General features: G+C 69.9%; 16 protein-coding genes. 7 read left to right on the top strand and 9 right to left on the bottom strand.

All coding sequences use genetic code 11. From position 1 onward, the window contains the following. The first annotated feature begins 140 nt into the window (after positions 1-140). From AC067A_RS12445 to trxA, 7 genes are all read left to right on the top strand, one after another. Positions 141-2,537, top strand: coding sequence for a DUF6049 family protein (locus tag AC067A_RS12445; protein ID WP_478618284.1), 2,397 nt, complete (start codon positions 141-143; stop codon positions 2,535-2,537). Positions 2,538-2,582: 45 nt separating this feature from the next. Next, on the top strand, positions 2,583-4,775 hold the full coding sequence (murJ, locus tag AC067A_RS12450; protein WP_478618287.1) for a murein biosynthesis integral membrane protein MurJ: 2,193 nt from the start codon (positions 2,583-2,585) through the stop codon (positions 4,773-4,775). 117 nt (positions 4,776-4,892) lie between these two features. Continuing rightward, positions 4,893-6,617 carry a protein kinase family protein gene (locus AC067A_RS12455; protein ID WP_478618289.1) on the top strand — a complete coding sequence of 575 codons (1,725 nt, stop codon included), beginning with the start codon at positions 4,893-4,895 and terminating at the stop codon, positions 6,615-6,617. 108 nt (positions 6,618-6,725) lie between these two features. Beyond that, entirely contained in the window at positions 6,726-7,436 is a 711-nt protein-coding gene (sigM, locus tag AC067A_RS12460) for an RNA polymerase sigma factor SigM (RefSeq protein WP_478618291.1), read from the top strand. Then, positions 7,433-8,374 (top strand): anti-sigma factor, encoded by a 942-nt coding sequence (locus tag AC067A_RS12465; protein ID WP_478618294.1) that lies wholly within the window; start codon positions 7,433-7,435, stop codon positions 8,372-8,374. The genes sigM and AC067A_RS12465 overlap by 4 nt, the downstream gene beginning before the upstream one ends. A gap of 136 nt (positions 8,375-8,510) precedes the next feature. Continuing rightward, positions 8,511-9,476 carry a thioredoxin-disulfide reductase gene (gene trxB / locus AC067A_RS12470; protein WP_478618297.1) on the top strand — a complete coding sequence of 322 codons (966 nt, stop codon included), beginning with the start codon at positions 8,511-8,513 and terminating at the stop codon, positions 9,474-9,476. A 44-nt stretch (positions 9,477-9,520) separates the two neighbouring features. Continuing rightward, the gene (trxA, locus tag AC067A_RS12475; protein WP_017240400.1) at positions 9,521-9,853 is read left to right on the top strand and encodes a thioredoxin; all 333 of its coding nucleotides are present in this window, start codon (positions 9,521-9,523) and stop codon (positions 9,851-9,853) included. Between the two features lie 100 nt (positions 9,854-9,953). Here the strand turns inward: trxA and AC067A_RS12480 are convergent, their stop codons facing one another. From AC067A_RS12480 to rpmH, 9 genes are all read right to left on the bottom strand, one after another. Further along, a complete protein-coding gene (locus tag AC067A_RS12480; protein ID WP_478618301.1) occupies positions 9,954-10,571 on the bottom strand; it encodes a GNAT family N-acetyltransferase in 618 nt (205 codons plus the stop codon). A gap of 160 nt (positions 10,572-10,731) precedes the next feature. After that, positions 10,732-11,817: a ParB/RepB/Spo0J family partition protein gene (locus tag AC067A_RS12485; protein WP_478618304.1), complete on the bottom strand. Its 1,086-nt coding sequence runs from the start codon at positions 11,815-11,817 to the stop codon at positions 10,732-10,734. Further along, positions 11,814-12,905, bottom strand: coding sequence for a ParA family protein (locus AC067A_RS12490; protein ID WP_478618307.1), 1,092 nt, complete (start codon positions 12,903-12,905; stop codon positions 11,814-11,816). The genes AC067A_RS12485 and AC067A_RS12490 overlap by 4 nt, the downstream gene beginning before the upstream one ends. Positions 12,906-13,141: 236 nt before the next feature. Continuing rightward, positions 13,142-13,858: a 16S rRNA (guanine(527)-N(7))-methyltransferase RsmG gene (gene rsmG, locus AC067A_RS12495; protein ID WP_478618310.1), complete on the bottom strand. Its 717-nt coding sequence runs from the start codon at positions 13,856-13,858 to the stop codon at positions 13,142-13,144. A 117-nt stretch (positions 13,859-13,975) separates the two neighbouring features. Then, positions 13,976-14,488: a Jag family protein gene (locus AC067A_RS12500; protein ID WP_478618313.1), complete on the bottom strand. Its 513-nt coding sequence runs from the start codon at positions 14,486-14,488 to the stop codon at positions 13,976-13,978. 29 nt (positions 14,489-14,517) lie between these two features. Continuing rightward, a complete protein-coding gene (yidC, locus tag AC067A_RS12505) occupies positions 14,518-15,822 on the bottom strand; it encodes a membrane protein insertase YidC (RefSeq protein ID WP_478618316.1) in 1,305 nt (434 codons plus the stop codon). Between the two features lie 3 nt (positions 15,823-15,825). Continuing rightward, positions 15,826-16,152 carry a membrane protein insertion efficiency factor YidD gene (gene yidD, locus AC067A_RS12510; protein WP_478618318.1) on the bottom strand — a complete coding sequence of 109 codons (327 nt, stop codon included), beginning with the start codon at positions 16,150-16,152 and terminating at the stop codon, positions 15,826-15,828. Further along, positions 16,149-16,520: a ribonuclease P protein component gene (rnpA, locus tag AC067A_RS12515; protein WP_478618321.1), complete on the bottom strand. Its 372-nt coding sequence runs from the start codon at positions 16,518-16,520 to the stop codon at positions 16,149-16,151. Before rnpA ends, yidD begins: the two co-directional genes overlap by 4 nt. 21 nt (positions 16,521-16,541) lie before the next feature. Further along, a complete protein-coding gene (gene rpmH / locus AC067A_RS12520) occupies positions 16,542-16,679 on the bottom strand; it encodes a 50S ribosomal protein L34 (protein ID WP_006381191.1) in 138 nt (45 codons plus the stop codon). Positions 16,680-16,737 lie beyond the last annotated feature (58 nt).

Here is a 16,737-nt window from a genome sequence, read left to right on the forward strand (position 1 = left end):
CCGATTTCCCGTGGGGAGAGATCGGCTGGAGCAGTCCCCGGCACTTGCTCCCAGCGTGCCTCGTTACCATGCCTGGACACAGCAACCGGGAATCACCGACACCACCGGCACCACTGACAACGACGAGGACGGGCGAACGCGTGGCCGAGGCGGCAGACATCCAGGGAACCGGTCCCTCACCTGCCCGCCGATGGCTGCGGCGCACGATCACCGTCGCCTTCGGGGCGCCGCTTCTTGCCGGACTGCTCCAGGCGCCCGCCGCCGCGTCCCCGGCGGTCGCAGGCGAGGACGGCACCGGATCCAGGACCGTCGATGTGTCGCTCGACACCCTGACTCCGAACACCCCGGTCGAGGGCGACACCGTCACGGTCACCGGGACGGTGACCAACCGGGGGAAGAAGACCGTCACCGACGCGACCCTGAACCTGCGCGTCGGACCGCGAATGACCAGCCGCAGCGAGATCGAGCAGGTGACGGGACGCACCGGGTACCGGTACGACAGCGACCCCGCTCCGCTCGAGGACGCCCCCACCGTGAGGATCCCCCGCCTCGGCGCCGGCCTCAGCACGGATTTCTCGCTGTCCGTCCCGGTCTCCGAGCTCGGCCTCGACGACGCGGGCGTCTACCAGCTGGGCGTCTCCCTCAGCGGGCACACCTCCGACCAGGGGTCCGACCGGGTGCTCGGCATCGAGCGGACCTTCCTGCCGTACCAGCCCGAGGCCACCAAGAAGAAGACCCAGCTGACCTACCTCTGGCCGCTGATCTCCTCCTCCCACGTCTCGGCGGAGACCGCCACGGACGACCAGCAGACCCCGGTGTTCGAGGACGACGCGCTGGCCGCCGAGCTGCGCCCGGGCGGGCGTCTGGACCAGCTGGTCTCGCTCGGCAAGGACCTTCCCGTCACCTGGGTGCTCGATCCCGACCTGCTGGCCACCGTCGACGCCATGGCGAACGGCTACCGGGTCAAGGACGGCACCCTGCACGTCCCGGGGAAGAACAGGGAGGTCGCCGAGCGGTGGCTGAACGCGCTGGAGAAGGCGGTCCAGGGGCGCGAGGTCGTCGCCCTGCCCTTCGCCGACCCCGACCTCGCCTCCCTCGCCCATCACGGCAAGGACGTCCCCGGATCGCTGGGGCACCTCCAGTCGGCGACCGATCTCGCCGGGACGACCGTGGAGACCGTCCTGCACCTCCGGCCGTCGACCGACTTCGCCTGGCCCGTCGACGGCGCCGTCGACCCCTCCATCGTGGCGGTCGCGACCTCGGCGGGCGCGGACAAGGTGATCGCCCGCAGCGACAGCGTCCGCGACGACCTCTCCTACACGCCCACGGCGGCCCGCCCGCTGGGGAACGGCAGCACCACGGCCGTGGTGAGCGACGCCGTCCTCTCCACCACCTTCGACGGCGACATGGTCCGCGCGGAGAGCTCCACGCTCGCGGTCCAGGAGTTCCTCGCCCAGTCGCTCGCGATCACCCTGGAGCAGCCGGAGGACCAGCGCAGCGTGGTGGTCGCCCCCCAGCGGACGCCGACCGCCGCCCAGGCGCAGAGCATGGCCGCGGCCCTGCACGGCCTCTCCGCCAAGCGCTGGAGCCAGCCGCTCGGCCTCGTGGCCGCCGCGGCGGCCAAGCCCGACGCCGACGCCTCGACGGCGGTGCCCGGCGCCTCCCGGTACCCGAAGAAGCTGCGCGCCCGGGAACTGCCGGTCCAGGCCTTCCGTGACATGAAGACCACCCGCGACGAGCTGGGCGACTTCAAGGTCGTCCTGGAGCAGCCGGAGCGCGTCGTGGCGCCGTTCGGCAACGCGATCAACCGCGAGATGTCTGTCTCCTGGCGCGGGGAGGTCAGGGCGGCCCTGGTCTACCGCAGCAACGTCCTCGAGTACCTCCAGGGGCTCACCAAGAGCGTGCAGCTGGTCGACAAGTCGGACCTCACGCTCTCCGGCCGCAGCGCGACCATCCCCGTGACCGTGCAGAACAAGCTGCTGCAGGGCGTGGACCATCTGGTGCTGCGCCTCACCTCCGGCAACAAGAACCGGCTGGAGGTGAACGGCGAGGGGTTCGCCGAGCTCCCCGTGAAGATCAACGGCGGCCACAGCCAGTCGGTGAAGTTCACGGCTTCCGCCAACGTCAACGGCCAGGTGCCGATGACCGCCCAGCTCTACACCGAGGACGGCACGCCCTACGGGCAGCCGATGACCTTCAATGTGAAGGTCTCCGAGATGACCCCCACCGTGATGCTCGTGATCGCGGGAGGCGTCCTGCTCCTCGTCCTCGCCGGCGTACGGATGTACACCCAGCGCAAGCGGATCGCGGCCCGGAACGCCGAGGCGGAGGCGGCCGAGGCCGAAGAGGCCACCGAAGGGGAGACCACCGGGGGCGGACCCGCCCGGGGTGAACCCTCCGGGGACGAGCCCGCCGGGGCAGAACCCGCCGGGGCCGGACCCGCTGGGGCAGAACCCGAGCAGCCGAGTGACCCGACACCGGACACCGGGTCCGAAAGCGGCGGCCCCTCGGGCCCGGGTGAGAAAGTGGACCGTTGAGCGATGTCGTGGCCGGTCGGCCGGGGACGATGAGGTGGGGTAACCATGAACGCGCCGTACGACGGTGACCGCGGCCAGGGCGCTGGCGGCCCCGCGCCGCAGGGTGCCCCCGGCCCGCAGGGCCACGAGCCCCACGCGCAGGACCCGCAGGGGCACGACCCCTACGGGCAGGGCCCGCACGCCCAGGACCCGTACGTCCAGGACGTCTTCACGCACGACCCGTACCGTGCTCAGGACCTGGCCGCGCAGGACCCGGTGACCGAGGCCCTGTACGACCGCGCCGCGCACCCGCCGCCCCCGCCCGGGACCTACCAGGAGCCGCAGGCGCTCTACCAGCAGCCGGTCGCGCCCCAGCACGCCCCCGACCCCCGTGTGTGGGCGCAGACGCCCGCACCCGAGCCCGAGGGCCCTTCCCGCCACCTGCCGTACGGCGACGACGCGCGCACGGTCCAGTTCACCGGTGTCGACGACCTGGTGACCCGGGCGGGCGAGGAGGAGCCCGAACCGGACGCCTTCGCCCACCTCTACCGGGACCAGCAGACGCCCGGCCAGGTGCCGCCGCCCGCCCCGGAGGCGGACCCGTTGCCCGCGCCCGCCGCCAAGAAGTCCGGCCGGGCCTCGGGGCTGCTGAAGTCGAGCGCCGTCATGGCGGCCGGCACCCTGGTCTCCCGGCTCACCGGCTTCGTCCGCAGCCTGGTGATCACCGGTGCGCTCGGCGCCGCCCTGCTCGGTGACACCTTCACCATCGCCTACACCCTGCCGACGATGATCTACATCCTCACCGTCGGCGGCGGTCTCAACTCGGTCTTCGTCCCGCAGCTCGTCCGCTCGATGAAGAACGACGAGGACGGCGGCGAGGCCTACGCCAACCGCCTGCTCACCCTGGTCATGGTGGCGCTCGGTCTGATCGTCGTCCTGGCCGTCTTCGCGGCACCGCTGCTGATCCGGCTGATGTCGAACACCATCGCCGACGACGCCGCGGCCAACAGCGTGGCCGTCACCTTCGCCCGCTACTGCCTGCCCACGATCTTCTTCATGGGCGTGCACGTGGTGATGGGTCAGATCCTGAACGCCCGGGGCAAGTTCGGCGCGATGATGTGGACCCCGGTCCTCAACAACATCGTCATGATCGTCACGTTCGGCCTGTTCATCTGGGTCTACGGCACCTCCGCCGAGTCCCACATGGGTGTGCAGACCATTCCGGACGAGGGCATCCGCCTCCTGGGCATCGGCACCCTCCTCGGCCTCGTCGTCCAGGCCCTGGCGATGATCCCGTACCTCCGTGAGACGGGCTTCCGTTTCCGGCCCCGCTTCGACTGGAAGGGCCACGGGCTCGGCAAGACGGTCAAGCTGGCCAAGTGGACCGTGCTGTTCGTCCTCGCCAACCAGGCGGGCGTCCTGGTCGTCACCCAGCTCGCCACGGCCGCGGGTGAGGCGTCCGGCAAGAACGGCGCGGGCTTCCTCGCCTACTCCAACGCGCAGCTCATCTGGGGCATGCCGCAGGCCATCATCACCGTCTCCGTCATGGCGGCCCTGCTGCCGCGGATCTCCCGCGCCGCCCACGACGACGATCCCGGAGCCGTCCGGGACGACATCTCGCAGGGCCTGCGGAACTCGGCCGTCGCGATCGTCCCGGTCTCCTTCGCGTTCCTGGCGCTCGGCGTCCCGATGTGCACCCTGCTCTACGCCTCCAGCGGGGTCGAAGCGGCCCAGGGCATGGGCTTCATCCTGATGGCCTTCGGCCTCGGTCTGATCCCCTACTCCGTCCAGTATGTCGTCCTCCGCGGCTTCTACGCCTACGAGGACACCCGGACGCCCTTCTACAACACGGTCATCGTCGCGGCCGTCAACGCGGCGGCCTCGGCGGTCTGCTACGTCGTCCTGCCCGCCCAGTGGGCCGTCGTCGGCATGGCCGCCTCGTACGGACTCGCCTACGCCGTCGGCGTCGGCATCGCCTGGCGCCGCCTCCGCAACCGACTGGGCGGCGACCTGGACGGCACCCACGTCCTGCGGACCTACGCGCGGCTCTGCATGGCCTCCGTGCCCGCCGCGATCGTCGCCGGCGCCGTCGGCTTCGGCCTGTTGAAGCTCCTGGGCGAGGGCGCCCTCGGGTCGCTCGTCGCGCTGCTCGTCGGCGGAGCGGTACTCCTCGGCGTCTTCTTCGTCGCGGCGAAGCGCATGCGCATCGCGGAGTTGAACACGCTGGTGGGAATGGTGCGCGGGCGCCTGGGACGCTGACTCGGCGGTCCCGCACGACCATGGGCGGGGACCGCGTGTCGTGCGGAGCACCGGACTGTGGGCACAATTGGCATGGCTGTTGGATGTGGCGCAACGGATGGGGAGGCAGGAACGACGGTGGCGGAACGTAGCACGGCTGCCGTCGACGTGGCCGACAACAGCGGTGACGACCCGCTGACCGCCAAGGCGGACACGGCCGCGACCGACGGGGTGGCGGAAGAGCAGAAGACGGCGGAGAAGACCGCCGAAGCCACGGAGAACAAGGCGGTCGAACGAAAGAGCGGCGAACAGCCCTCCATCAAGGCACCCGAACTGCACAGCGGGCACAAACTGGCCAGACGCTACCGGCTGGAGGAGTGCGTCACCCGTTTGGACGGCTTCAGCAGTTGGCGTGCCGTCGACGAGAAACTGCGGCGCGCCGTCGGGGTCCACCTGCTGCCCGCCGACCACCCCCGGGCGCGGTCGGTCCTGGCCGCGGCCCGTTCCTCGGCCCTGCTCGGCGACCCCCGGTTCGTCCAGGTCCTCGACGCCGTCGAGGAGAACGACCTGGTCTACGTCGTGCACGAGTGGCTGCCGGATTCCACCGAGTTGACCGCGCTGCTCGCGACCGGCCCCCTGGAGCCCCACGACGCCTATCAACTCGTCAGCCAGGTCTCCCAGGCGATGGCTGCCGCTCACCGCGAAGGCCTCGCCCACCTCCGGCTCACCCCGAGCGCCGTCCTGCGCAGCTCCACCGGCCAGTACCGGATCCGCGGCCTCGCCGTGAACGCCGCCCTGCGCGGCATCACCGCCGAGCGTCCGCAGCGCACCGACACCGAGGCCATCGGCGCCCTGCTGTACGCCGCGCTCACCCAGCGCTGGCCGTACGACACCGACGCCCACGGCCTCTCCGGGCTCCCCAAGGGCATCGGCCTGCTCCCGCCCGACCAGGTCCGCGCCGGCGTCCACCGGGGCCTCTCCGAGATCGCCATGCGCGCCCTCGCCAACGACGGTGCCACCGCCTCGCGGCAGGAGCCGCCCTGCACCACTCCGGACGAGCTGGCCAAGGCCGTGGCCGCGATGCCCCGCGTCAAGCCGCCGGAGCCGGAGTACACCGCCCCGCCCGAGTACCAGCGCACGACGTACCAGCAGGGCACGTACGGGCGGCCCCAGCCGCACCCGGCCGCGACCCAGTCGGTGGTCATCCCGCCGCCTCCGCTCCAGAGCCGTACCGGCAGGGCGCTCAAGTGGGCCGTCTCGGCCCTGTTGATCGCCGCACTGGGTCTCGGCAGCTGGCAGATCGCGGACCGGCTCCTCGACCAGGACAACTCGTCCAAGAACCCGGTCACGACCCCCACGGTCGACGACGAGAAGCCCGAGCCTCCCCAGCCGCTGGCGATCCGGTCGGCCGAGGAGTACGCACCCGACGGGAAGCCGCAGAACGCGCCGGGCGTGTCCGACACCTACGACAGTGACAGCGCCACGTACTGGCGGACGAAGACCTTCGTCGACGGTCCTGTCCTGGCGCCGTACAAGCAGGGTGTCGGCATCGTCTACGACCTCGGGAGCGAGCAGAACGTCTCGTCCGCGTCCATAGTGTTCCGCTACGGCGGACCGCAGACCGCGGTCTCGCTCTACGCCGCGGACTCGCTGACCCCTTCCGGCAGCGTGGACTCCATGAAGAAGATCGCCTCGGTCGAGACCTCGGACTCGACGGCGAAGCCGGAGACCAAGACGCCGGTGAAGACCCGCTACGTGCTCCTCTGGCTGACCTCCGTGCCGTACTCCGGCGGTGACGAGTACTTCGGGGCCGGCTACAAGCAGGCGATCACGAACGTGTCCTTCCAGGGAACCGCCCCGTAGTCGCGGAGCCGCCCCCTCCATGAGCGCCGAGCCCAGCTCGGCGCTCATTTACTTCCGGGCACGGAACGGATTGAATGCGTGCACGGCTGCCGAGCGAGGAGGGGAACCGTGGCGCCTGCGGCTGACGCCCCCCGACCGACGACGGACGAGGAACTCCTCGCGCGTCACGTCGCCGGGGACCCGGACGCCTTCGGTGAGCTCGTACGCCGACACCGCGACCGGCTCTGGGCAGTTGCCCTGCGGACCCTGGGGGACCGCGAGGAGGCCGCTGACGCCGTCCAGGACGCCCTGATCTCCGCCTTCCGGGCCGCCCACACCTTCCGCGGCCAGTCGGCCGTCACCACCTGGCTGCACCGCATCACGGTGAACGCCTGCCTCGACCGTGCCCGCAAGACCGCCTCACGCCGCACATCGCCCGTCGACGACACCGACCGCTTCGAGCAGCTCCTCGGCCCTCACGAATCAGCGGAGGCTCCGGTGGAACGCCAGGATCTCCACCGCGAGGTGCTGGCGGCTCTCGCCGCGATCCCGGAGGACCAGCGCGCCGCGCTCGTCCTGGTCGACATGCAGGGATACCCCGTGGCAGAGGCCGCCCGTATCCTCGGCGTTCCCACCGGCACCGTGAAGAGCCGCTGTGCACGCGGACGGGCCCGCCTCCTGCCGATGGTCACTCATCTGCGCGCCGACACGGTGGGTAACGAGGCCGCCGAAGGGGGAAGGAACCGGACGCCGGGGGCATCCGTCCCAACGGTGCCGGGGCCGACCGATACCGGACCGACTGATCCAGCTGCTGTGAAGGGCGGAGGTGGGCGCACGTGACTTCCACGGCCGGCAAGGCCGACACCACACAGCACCCGGACGTCTCGGAGATTTCCGATCTGGCCGAGGGGCTCCTGTCGCCGACTCGCTCCACAGCCGTCCGTCGGCACGTGGACGCCTGTCCCCTCTGCGCTGACGTCCGGTCCTCTCTGGAGGAGATCCGCGGCCTCCTGGGCACCCTTCCCGGCCCTCCCCGCATGCCCGCCGAGATCGCGGGCCGCATCGACGCCGCTCTCGCCGCCGAGGCCCTTCTGAACTCCACCACGCCCGAAAGCGAAGCCGCTGTTTCACGTGAAACATCGCGCTACCCGGACGAGACCGCATCCCCCTCCCGCACGCCCTCCCCGGCCCCGGACCGTCCCGCGGGCGGCCCCCGCGCCGGCACGGGCCCCGGCCGCCCGGGGAAGGCCCGCCGACGCCGGATCGCCCTGCTGCCGACGCTCGGTGCCGCCTTCGGCGCCGTGATCCTGGGCACGAGCCTGTACCTGAGCCAGGTGGGGAATCCGACCGCCGGCGAGAGCGCGTCCGACACCAAGAAGGCCGATGTCGTCGCCGGTGCGGCCGTGAGCCCCTTCTCCGGGGCGCCCGTCGAGGACCGGGTCCACGAGCTCCTGGCGGGGAGCGCCGCCGTCAAGACGCCCCAGGGCATCGGCCCCGAGTCGATGTCCTCCGAGACCGTCCCGTCGACCCCCCAGCGCAACCGGGACGGCGCGGTCCCCCGCTGCGTCCTGGCCGGCACCGGTCGCACCGATCCGGTGATCGGCCACGAGCGCGGCGAGTACCAGGGCGTGCCCGCCTACCTGCTGGTCCTGTCGGATCCCTCCGACAGCACACGGGTGCAGGCATACGTGGTGGACGCCTCCTGCGCCGATGGGTCCGGGAACAGCGCGGGCCCGGCCGCCGAGGTCCTGCACAGCCAGACGTACCCACGCGCCTGACGTCTCTCCGTCTCGTCCACGGTGCCGTGCGGCGGTCTCGGGAATGCGCGCCCCTTAGGATCCGTTGGGTGGGGTGAGCGACCGAGACAACCGCCCCCGTAGGCAGTGGCAGTCTGCAGAGACGAGGAAGAAACCCGTGAGCGACGTCCGTAACGTGATCATTATCGGCTCCGGGCCCGCGGGTTACACCGCGGCGCTCTACACGGCCCGAGCGTCGCTGAAGCCCCTGGTCTTCGAGGGGGCCGTCACCGCCGGTGGCGCCCTGATGAACACGACCGAGGTCGAGAACTTCCCCGGCTTCCGCGACGGCATCATGGGCCCGGACCTCATGGACAACATGCGGGCCCAGGCTGAGCGCTTCGGTGCGGAGCTCGTCCCGGACGACGTCGTCGCCGTGGACCTGACCGGTGACATCAAGACCGTCACGGACACCGCAGGCACCGTGCACCGCGCCAAGGCCGTCATCGTCACGACCGGCTCCCAGCACCGTAAGCTCGGCCTCCCCAACGAGGACGCGCTCTCCGGCCGCGGTGTCTCCTGGTGCGCCACCTGCGACGGGTTCTTCTTCAAGGACCACGACATCGCCGTCGTCGGCGGCGGCGACACCGCGATCGAGGAGGCCACCTTCCTCTCGCGCTTCGCCAAGTCCGTCACCATCGTCCACCGCCGTGACGCCCTGCGTGCTTCGAAGGCCATGCAGGAGCGCGCCTTCGCCGACCCGAAGATCTCCTTCGCCTGGGACAGCGAGGTCACCGAGATCCACGGCGAGCAGAAGCTCACCGGCCTGACCCTGCGCGACACGAAGACCGGCGCCACCCGCGAGCTGCCGGTCACCGGCCTCTTCATCGCCGTGGGCCACGACCCGCGGACCGAGCTCTTCAAGGGCCAGCTGGAACTGGACGACGAGGGTTACCTCAAGGTGGCCGCCCCCTCGACGCGCACCAACCTCACGGGCGTCTTCGGCGCCGGCGACGTCGTCGACCACACCTACCGCCAGGCCATCACGGCGGCCGGCACCGGCTGCTCCGCCGCCCTCGACGCCGAGCGTTTCCTGTCCGCTCTCGCCGACAGCGAGAAGCTGGCCGAGACCCCCGCGGTCTGATCCACCTCTCCCCACCCACACCCCGCGAGATCAAGGAGGCCGCTGTGGCCCTCAAGACTGTGACCGACGCTTCCTTCGAAGAGGATGTCCTCAACAGCGACAAGCCCGTCCTGGTGGACTTCTGGGCCGCCTGGTGCGGACCGTGCCGCCAGATCGCCCCGTCGCTCGAGAGCATCGCCGCCGAGCACGGTGAGATCGAGATCGTGAAGCTGAACATCGACGAGAACCCTGCCACGGCTGCCAAGTACGGCGTCATGTCCATCCCGACGCTGAACGTCTACCAGGGCGGCGAGGTCGTGAAGACCATCGTCGGCGCCAAGCCGAAGGCCGCGATCCTGCGCGACCTGGAGGACTTCATCGAGCCCGCCAAGGCCTGATGCTCATCCGCTGTTCCACGTGAAACAGCGAAGGCGTTTCACGTGGAACAGTGAAGGCCCGTCCCCTTACGAGGGGGCGGGCCTCTGCGCTTCCCGGGGCTCAGAGGGGTCGCAGAACGGGCTCCTTCTGCACCGCGCCGAGCAGCCGGTCCAGCGCCATCTCGACGTCCTCCTTCCAGGAGAGCGTCGTCCTGAGCTCCAGACGCAGCCGGGGAAAGGCGTGGTGCGGACGGACCGTCTTGAAGCCCACCGCGAGCAGATGCTCAGCGGGCAGCACACAGGCGGGCTCCTTCCAGCGGGCGTCCCCGAACGCCTCGATCGCCTTGAAGCCCCGCCTGATCACGTCCTTGGCCACGGTCTGCACCATCACGCGGCCCAGTCCCTGCCCCTGATAGCCGGGCATGATCCACGCCGTCATCAGCTGGACGGCGTCCGCTGCCACGGGGCTCGTCGGAAAGGCCGTGGACCGCGGCACATAAGCCGGGGGAGCGTAGAGCACATAGCCGACCGGCACCTCGTCGACATAGACCACCCGACCGCAGGATCCCCACTCCAGCAGAACGGCCGAGATCCAGGCTTCCTTCTCCAGCTCCGGGCGCCCCGCCTTCACCGCGGCCTCTCCACTGACCGGGTCGAGCTCCCAGAAGACACAGGAGCGACACCGCTGGGGAAGATCCGGAAGGTTGTCCAGTGTGAGCGGTACGAGCCGACGCCCCACGGCTTCTCCTCGATTCCCTCGCCATCGAGTACGGATACGCCTCTCGGAATCGTATCGATCGGGCGATCAGGGCGACACCGCTCACAGGCAAAGGGCGGACCCCGTTCCGGAAAGACCGGAGCGAGGCCCGCCCTGAGCGGACTCGGTGGAACGCGAGGGGTCAGCCCTGCTCGTCGCTCTTGTGATCCAGGACCCGGCCCTCTCCGGGAGCCAGCGTGGAGAGGATCCGTTCCAGATCGTCCATCGAGGCGAACTCGACGACGATCTTGCCCTTCTTCTGCCCCAGGTCGACCTTCACCCGGGTCTCGAAGCGGTCCGAGAGCCGGGAGGCGAGATCTGTGAGCGCGGGCGACACCCGTGCCCCCGCACGGGGGCCCTTCGGCTTGACCGGCGCCCCGGGCTCCGAGCCCATCAGCGTGACGATCTCCTCGACGGAACGCACCGAGAGTCCCTCGGACACGATGCGGTACGCGAGCCTGTCCTGGGCCTCCGGGTCCTCGACGCCCAGCAGGGCGCGCGCGTGACCGGCGGAGATCACGCCGGCCGCGACCCGGCTCTGCACCGGCGGGGAGAGACGCAGCAGCCGGAGCGTGTTCGAGACCTGCGGGCGCGAGCGTCCGATCCGGTCGGCCAGCTGGTCATGGGTGCAGTTGAAGTCCTTGAGCAGCTGGTCGTAGGCCGCCGCCTCTTCCAGCGGGTTCAGCTGAGCCCGGTGGAGGTTCTCCAGGAGGGCGTCCAGGAGCAGCTTCTCGTCGTCGGTGTGCCGCACGATGGCCGGGATCCGCTCCAGCCCGGCCTCACGGCAGGCGCGCCAGCGCCGCTCACCCATGATGAGCTCGTAGCGCTCGGTGCCGACCTGGCGCACGACCACGGGCTGGAGGAGGCCGACCTCCTTGATGGAGGCGACCAGCTCGGCCAGGGCGTCCTCGTCGAAGATCTCACGCGGCTGACGCGGGTTGGGCGTGATGGCGTCGAGCGGCAGCTCCGCGAAGTGCGCGCCGGCCGGAGACGCCGGGACGGCCGCCTCGGGCTCGTTCCACGAGGCCATCGAGTCCGGAGACTGGGCACTCTGGGGAAGGGTCGCCAGCTTGGCGGCGGCCACACCGCGCTCGGGGGTCAGCACGGGGACGGCACCCTGGGAGGACACGCTCGCCCCGACACCGACCGCGGGCACCTGTCGTTCCTGGGGAGCGGACGGGATCAGCGAACCGAGCCCACGCCCCAATCCTCTGCGTCGCTCACTCACTGGATCCCCTCCGACATGCTGCGCTGGTTGTTCTGGTGCCCGACCTGGGCGTGCCCTCCGTGGGCGTGCTGGGGGTCGTAGTACACGGTGGCCCCCCGCAGAGCGATCTCACGGGCCGCTTCGAGGTACGACAGGGCTCCGCTGGAGCCCGGATCGTAGGTGAGGACCGTCTGGCCGTAGCTCGGCGCCTCCGAGATGCGGACGGACCTCGGAATGCTGGTCCGCAGCACCTCCTCGCTGAAGTGGGTGCGCACCTCTTCGGCGACCTGGGAGGCGAGCCTCGTCCTGCCGTCGTACATGGTGAGCAGGATCGTCGAGACGTGCAGCCCCGGGTTCAGGTGTCCCCGCACCAGGTCGACGTTCCGCAGGAGCTGGCCCAGCCCCTCCAGCGCGTAGTACTCGCACTGGATCGGGATCAGCACCTCGGCGCCCGCCACCATGGCGTTGACCGTGAGCAGACCGAGCGAGGGCGGGCAGTCGATCAGGATGTAGTCGAGGGGCTGCTCGTAGGCCTGGATCGCACGCTGCAGGCGGCTCTCGCGGGCCACCAGCGACACGAGCTCGATCTCCGCACCGGCGAGATCGATGGTGGCGGGGGCGCAGAAGAGTCCTTCGACTTCCAGGACGGGCTGGACCACCTCGGACAGCGGCCTGCTGTCCACCAGGACGTCGTAGATCGAGGGGACCTCGGCGTGGTGGTCGATGCCCAGCGCCGTCGAGGCGTTGCCCTGCGGGTCCAGGTCGATGACCAGGACCCGGGACCCGTGCAGGGCGAGGGACGCGGCAAGGTTGACCGTCGTGGTCGTCTTGCCCACGCCGCCCTTCTGGTTGGCGACCACCATCACGCGAGTCTGGGCCGGTCGGGGAAGACCCTCACCGGCACGACCCAGGGCTTCTACTGCCAGTTGGGCAGCACGACCAATGGGGGTGTCGTCCATCGGGGGCGGTGTTTCACGTGAAACATCCTCCCCCACCGATTCGGTTCGGGGACCGGGGACCGGATCGGTCATCGGTCCCGCGATGTTGGCGTCGGACCGCAAGGATTCACTCTCCTCGGCTTCAGGCTCGCGATGAGCAGAGCCTGCCATGCTTTCGGGGTCGTGAACCAGCGAGGTCGGTGGTTCTGTGGGTGAATCCACCTCTGTGGACAACTCCGTAACCCTCGCGAGTGGCTTCACGCGGGGGCCGCGGTCCCGGGGCGTGGCAGCCGCGCGGCCGCGACTGATGATCCCCTGCAGCAGTGAGCGATGTTTCACGTGAAACACCATGCCCGTGCTGCCCGGTCAGGACCGCTCGACACTCCGAAATGGTACGTATGCGACGCTCAGCGGCGTCGGCGGGTCTTACTCGTACGGGCGGCCTTGGCTCGCTTCGCCGCGAAGCGCACACCGCCCGGGCTCTCGCCGACCTCCACCCGGACGACGGTGGTCAGCGGGTCGACGACCCCCTCGCCGACCTGGAGCACCGAGGTCTCCACCACGCCGAGCCGGGAGAGCGCGGCACGGGCACCGGCGATCTCCTCCTCGGCGGTGTCGCCCTTGAGTGCCAGCATCTCGCCGTACGGACGCAGCAGAGGAACGCCCCAGCCCGCCAGGCGGTCCAGGGGGGCGACCGCACGGGCGGTCACCACGTGCACGGGAGTGATCTTGCCGAGCATCTCCTCGGCGCGCCCGCGAACCACGGTCACGTGGTCGAGGCCGAGCAGCTCCACGACCTCCTGGAGGAAGTTCGTCCTACGCAGGAGAGGCTCCAGGAGCGTGATCTTCAGATCGCGCCGGACCAAGGCCAGGGGAATGCCGGGGAGTCCCGCACCCGAGCCCACGTCGCAGACGGTGACGCCCTCGGGAACGGCCTCCGCGAGGACGGCACAGTTCAGCAGGTGACGTTCCCAGAGTCGCGGGACCTCGCGCGGGCCGATCAGACCGCGCTTCACACCCGCGTCCGCGAGGAGCTCCGCGTACCGCACGGCCTCCGGGAAATACTCACCGAAGACTGTCCGCGCCTGCTCCGGCGCCTCGGGGAGCTCCGCTGCCTCCGTCACGGGAACCGTCCTTCCGTACCGCACGCTTCACGTGCGAGCGCGCTGTGATGGCTGACTATCAGGCTGACAAAGATCGGCCCCGCCTGCGAACAGACGGGGCCGAGACTACGTGAGGGGTCAGGCCGGGAGCACGACGACGAAGCGCTGCGGCTCCTCGCCCTCGGACTCGCTGCGCAGACCGGCGGCGGCGATCGCGTCGTGGACGACCTTGCGCTCGAACGGCGTCATCGGGTCCAGCTTGACCGGCTCGCCCGTGGACTTCACCTCGGCCGCCGCCTTGGCACCCAGCTCGGCGAGCTCGGAGCGCTTCTGGGCCCGGAAGCCGGCGATGTCGAGCATCAGTCGGCTGCGGTCACCGGTCTCCCGGTGAACGGCCAGACGCGTCAGCTCCTGGAGAGCCTCCAGAACCTCACCATCGCGACCCACGAGCTTCTGCAGCTCACGGGTGCTGGAGTCGCTGATGATCGAGACCGCGGCCCGGTCCGCCTCGACGTCCATGTCGATGTCGCCGTCCAGGTCGGCGATGTCGAGCAGGCCTTCGAGGTAGTCGGCCGCGATCTCACCCTCCTGCTCCAGGCGGGTCAGGGTGTCGCCACCCTCGGCGGCGGAGGAGGTGGTGCCTTCCGTCACGGATGGACTCCTTCTTGCGTCGTGGGGGCTTACTTCTTGGAGGACGGGTGCTTGGGCCGCTGCTGGCCCTTGCGCTGACCGGACTTGCCCTGACGGGAGCCTCCGGAGTTGGCGCGGCTCGGACGTCCGGGCTTGTCGCCCTGTGCCTCGTCCTTGGCCTCGGCCTGGCCCTGGGGCTTCTTCTCGAGCGAGGTGGTCGCCGCTTCGGCGGCCGGCTCGGAGACTTCCTCGGCGTCCTTGGCCACGCCCTGCGGGGCCGCGGCGGCCTGGCGCTGGGACTTGGTCTGGCGCTTGGGCTGCTGGCGCCTGGCCGTCGCGGCACCCTCGGCCTCGGCCACGATCGTGTCGCTCTTGATCACGGTGCCGTCGGCCTGGGCGACGTAGCCGGCCTTGGAGAGGCCCGCGAAGAAGCGGCGCTCGTTGTCGTTGCGGTCGGCGCCCTTGGCGACGATGACCTTGACGATGTTCTTACGGCGACGGCCTCGGACCTCGTGGTGCGCGGTGACGCTCTTCAGCAGGCGCTGGAGGTAGGCGTCCTGCGCCTTGCTGCCCGGGGTCGGGTTCTGGTTGATCACGTACATCTGCTGGCCCATGGTCCACACGTTGGTGGTCAGCCAGTAGACGAGGACACCGACGGGGAAGTTGATGCCCATGACGGCGAAGATCACCGGGAAGATGTACATGAGCATCTTCTGCTGCTGCATGTACGGCGTCTTCACCGAGAGGTCGACGTTCTTCATCATCAGCTGGCGCTGCGTGAAGAACTGCGAGGCCGACATCATGATGATCATGACCGCGGTGACGATGCGGACCGAGGTCAGCGAGGCGTCGAGCGCGGCGACCTCGGCGGCACTGTTCGTGAACTTGGCGGCCAGCGGGGCGCCGAAGATGTGCGCCTGACGGGCACTCTCCAGCAGCGACTGGTTGATGACGCCGATCGTCTTGCCCTCGGCGATATGGGAGAGCACCGAGTACAGCGCGAAGAAGAAGGGGGACTGCGCCAGGATGGGCAGGCACGAGGAGAGCGGGTTGGTGCCCGTCTCCTTGTACAGCTTCATCATCTCTTCGGACTGACGCTGCTTGTCGCTCTTGTAGCGCTCCTGGATCGCCTTCATCTTCGGCTGGAGCGCCTGCATGTTCCGGGTCGACTTGATCTGCTTGACGAACAGCGGGATCAGACAGATCCGGATCAGCACCACGAGGGACACGATCGACAGGCCCCAGGCCCAGCCCGTGTCAGGGCCGAAGATCGCCCCGTACAGCTTGTGGAACTGGACGATCACCCATGAGACAGGTGTGGTGATGAAGCTGAAAAAATTGGCAATCGTGTCCACTAATCAGGCTCCTTGAGCATTGGGCGAGGTCTCTGCGGCCGGGCTCGTCTCGGCGGTGGACCCGCCCGTGTCGCCGCGCAACGCGTTCCTCAGCATTTCGTGCCAGCGGGGGCGCTTACGCGGGGGTACGTGGTCCACACCGCCGGGCGACCACGGGTTGCACCGCAGGATGCGCCAGGCGGTCAGGGCCGTGCCCTTGATCGCGCCATGCCGGTCGATGGCCGTGAATCCGTAGTGGGAACACGACGGGTAGTACCGGCAGACGGGCCCGAGAAGCGGGCTGATCGTCCACTGGTACAGCTTGATGAGAGCCAGCAGCGGGTACTTCATCGCGTGCCCCCTCCCAGCAGCCGCTGGAGAGCGGCGTCCAGGTCTCGGGCCAGCTGTGCGTGGTCGGCGTCGCCGGCTCCGGGCAACGCCCGTACGACCACCAGGCTACCGGGAGGAAGCGCGGCAAGTCGGTCGCGGACGAGATGGCGCAGGCGACGCTTCACCTTGTTGCGTACGACGGCAACGCCCACGGCCTTGCTCACGACGAAACCCGCACGCGACGGGGGAGCGCTCTCCCCAGGCGCATGCGGGTCCGTTGCACCGCTGCGTAGGTGGACGACGAGGAGCGGGCGACCGGCCCGGCGACCTCGGCGTACCGCGGTTGCGAAGTCCTCGCGCCGCCTCAGCCGATTCTCGGTAGGCAGCACGTCATGACCTGTTTAAGTGGATCAGGCGGACAGGCTCGCGCGACCCTTGCCACGGCGGTTCGCCAGGATGGCGCGGCCGGCACGGGTACGCATGCGCAGGCGGAAGCCGTGGGTCTTCGCGCGACGACGGTTGTTCGGCTGGAAGGTGCGCTTGCTCACTCGGGGGCTCCAGAAATGATTCGGGTGGTGGCGGGACATCGCCTGGCTGTCACCGTGC

It is taken from the genome of Streptomyces sp. NPDC043176 (assembly GCF_056436715.1).

Excerpts from the sequence above, each read along its gene's own strand:
- murJ (WP_478618287.1), top strand. The coding sequence starts at position 2,583 with ATGAACGCGCCGTACGACGGTGACCGCGGCCAGGGCGCTGGCGGCCCC.
- AC067A_RS12490 (WP_478618307.1), bottom strand. The coding sequence starts at position 12,905 with ATGGCAGGCTCTGCTCATCGCGAGCCTGAAGCCGAGGAGAGTGAATCC.
- yidD (WP_478618318.1), bottom strand. The coding sequence starts at position 16,152 with ATGAAGTACCCGCTGCTGGCTCTCATCAAGCTGTACCAGTGGACGATC.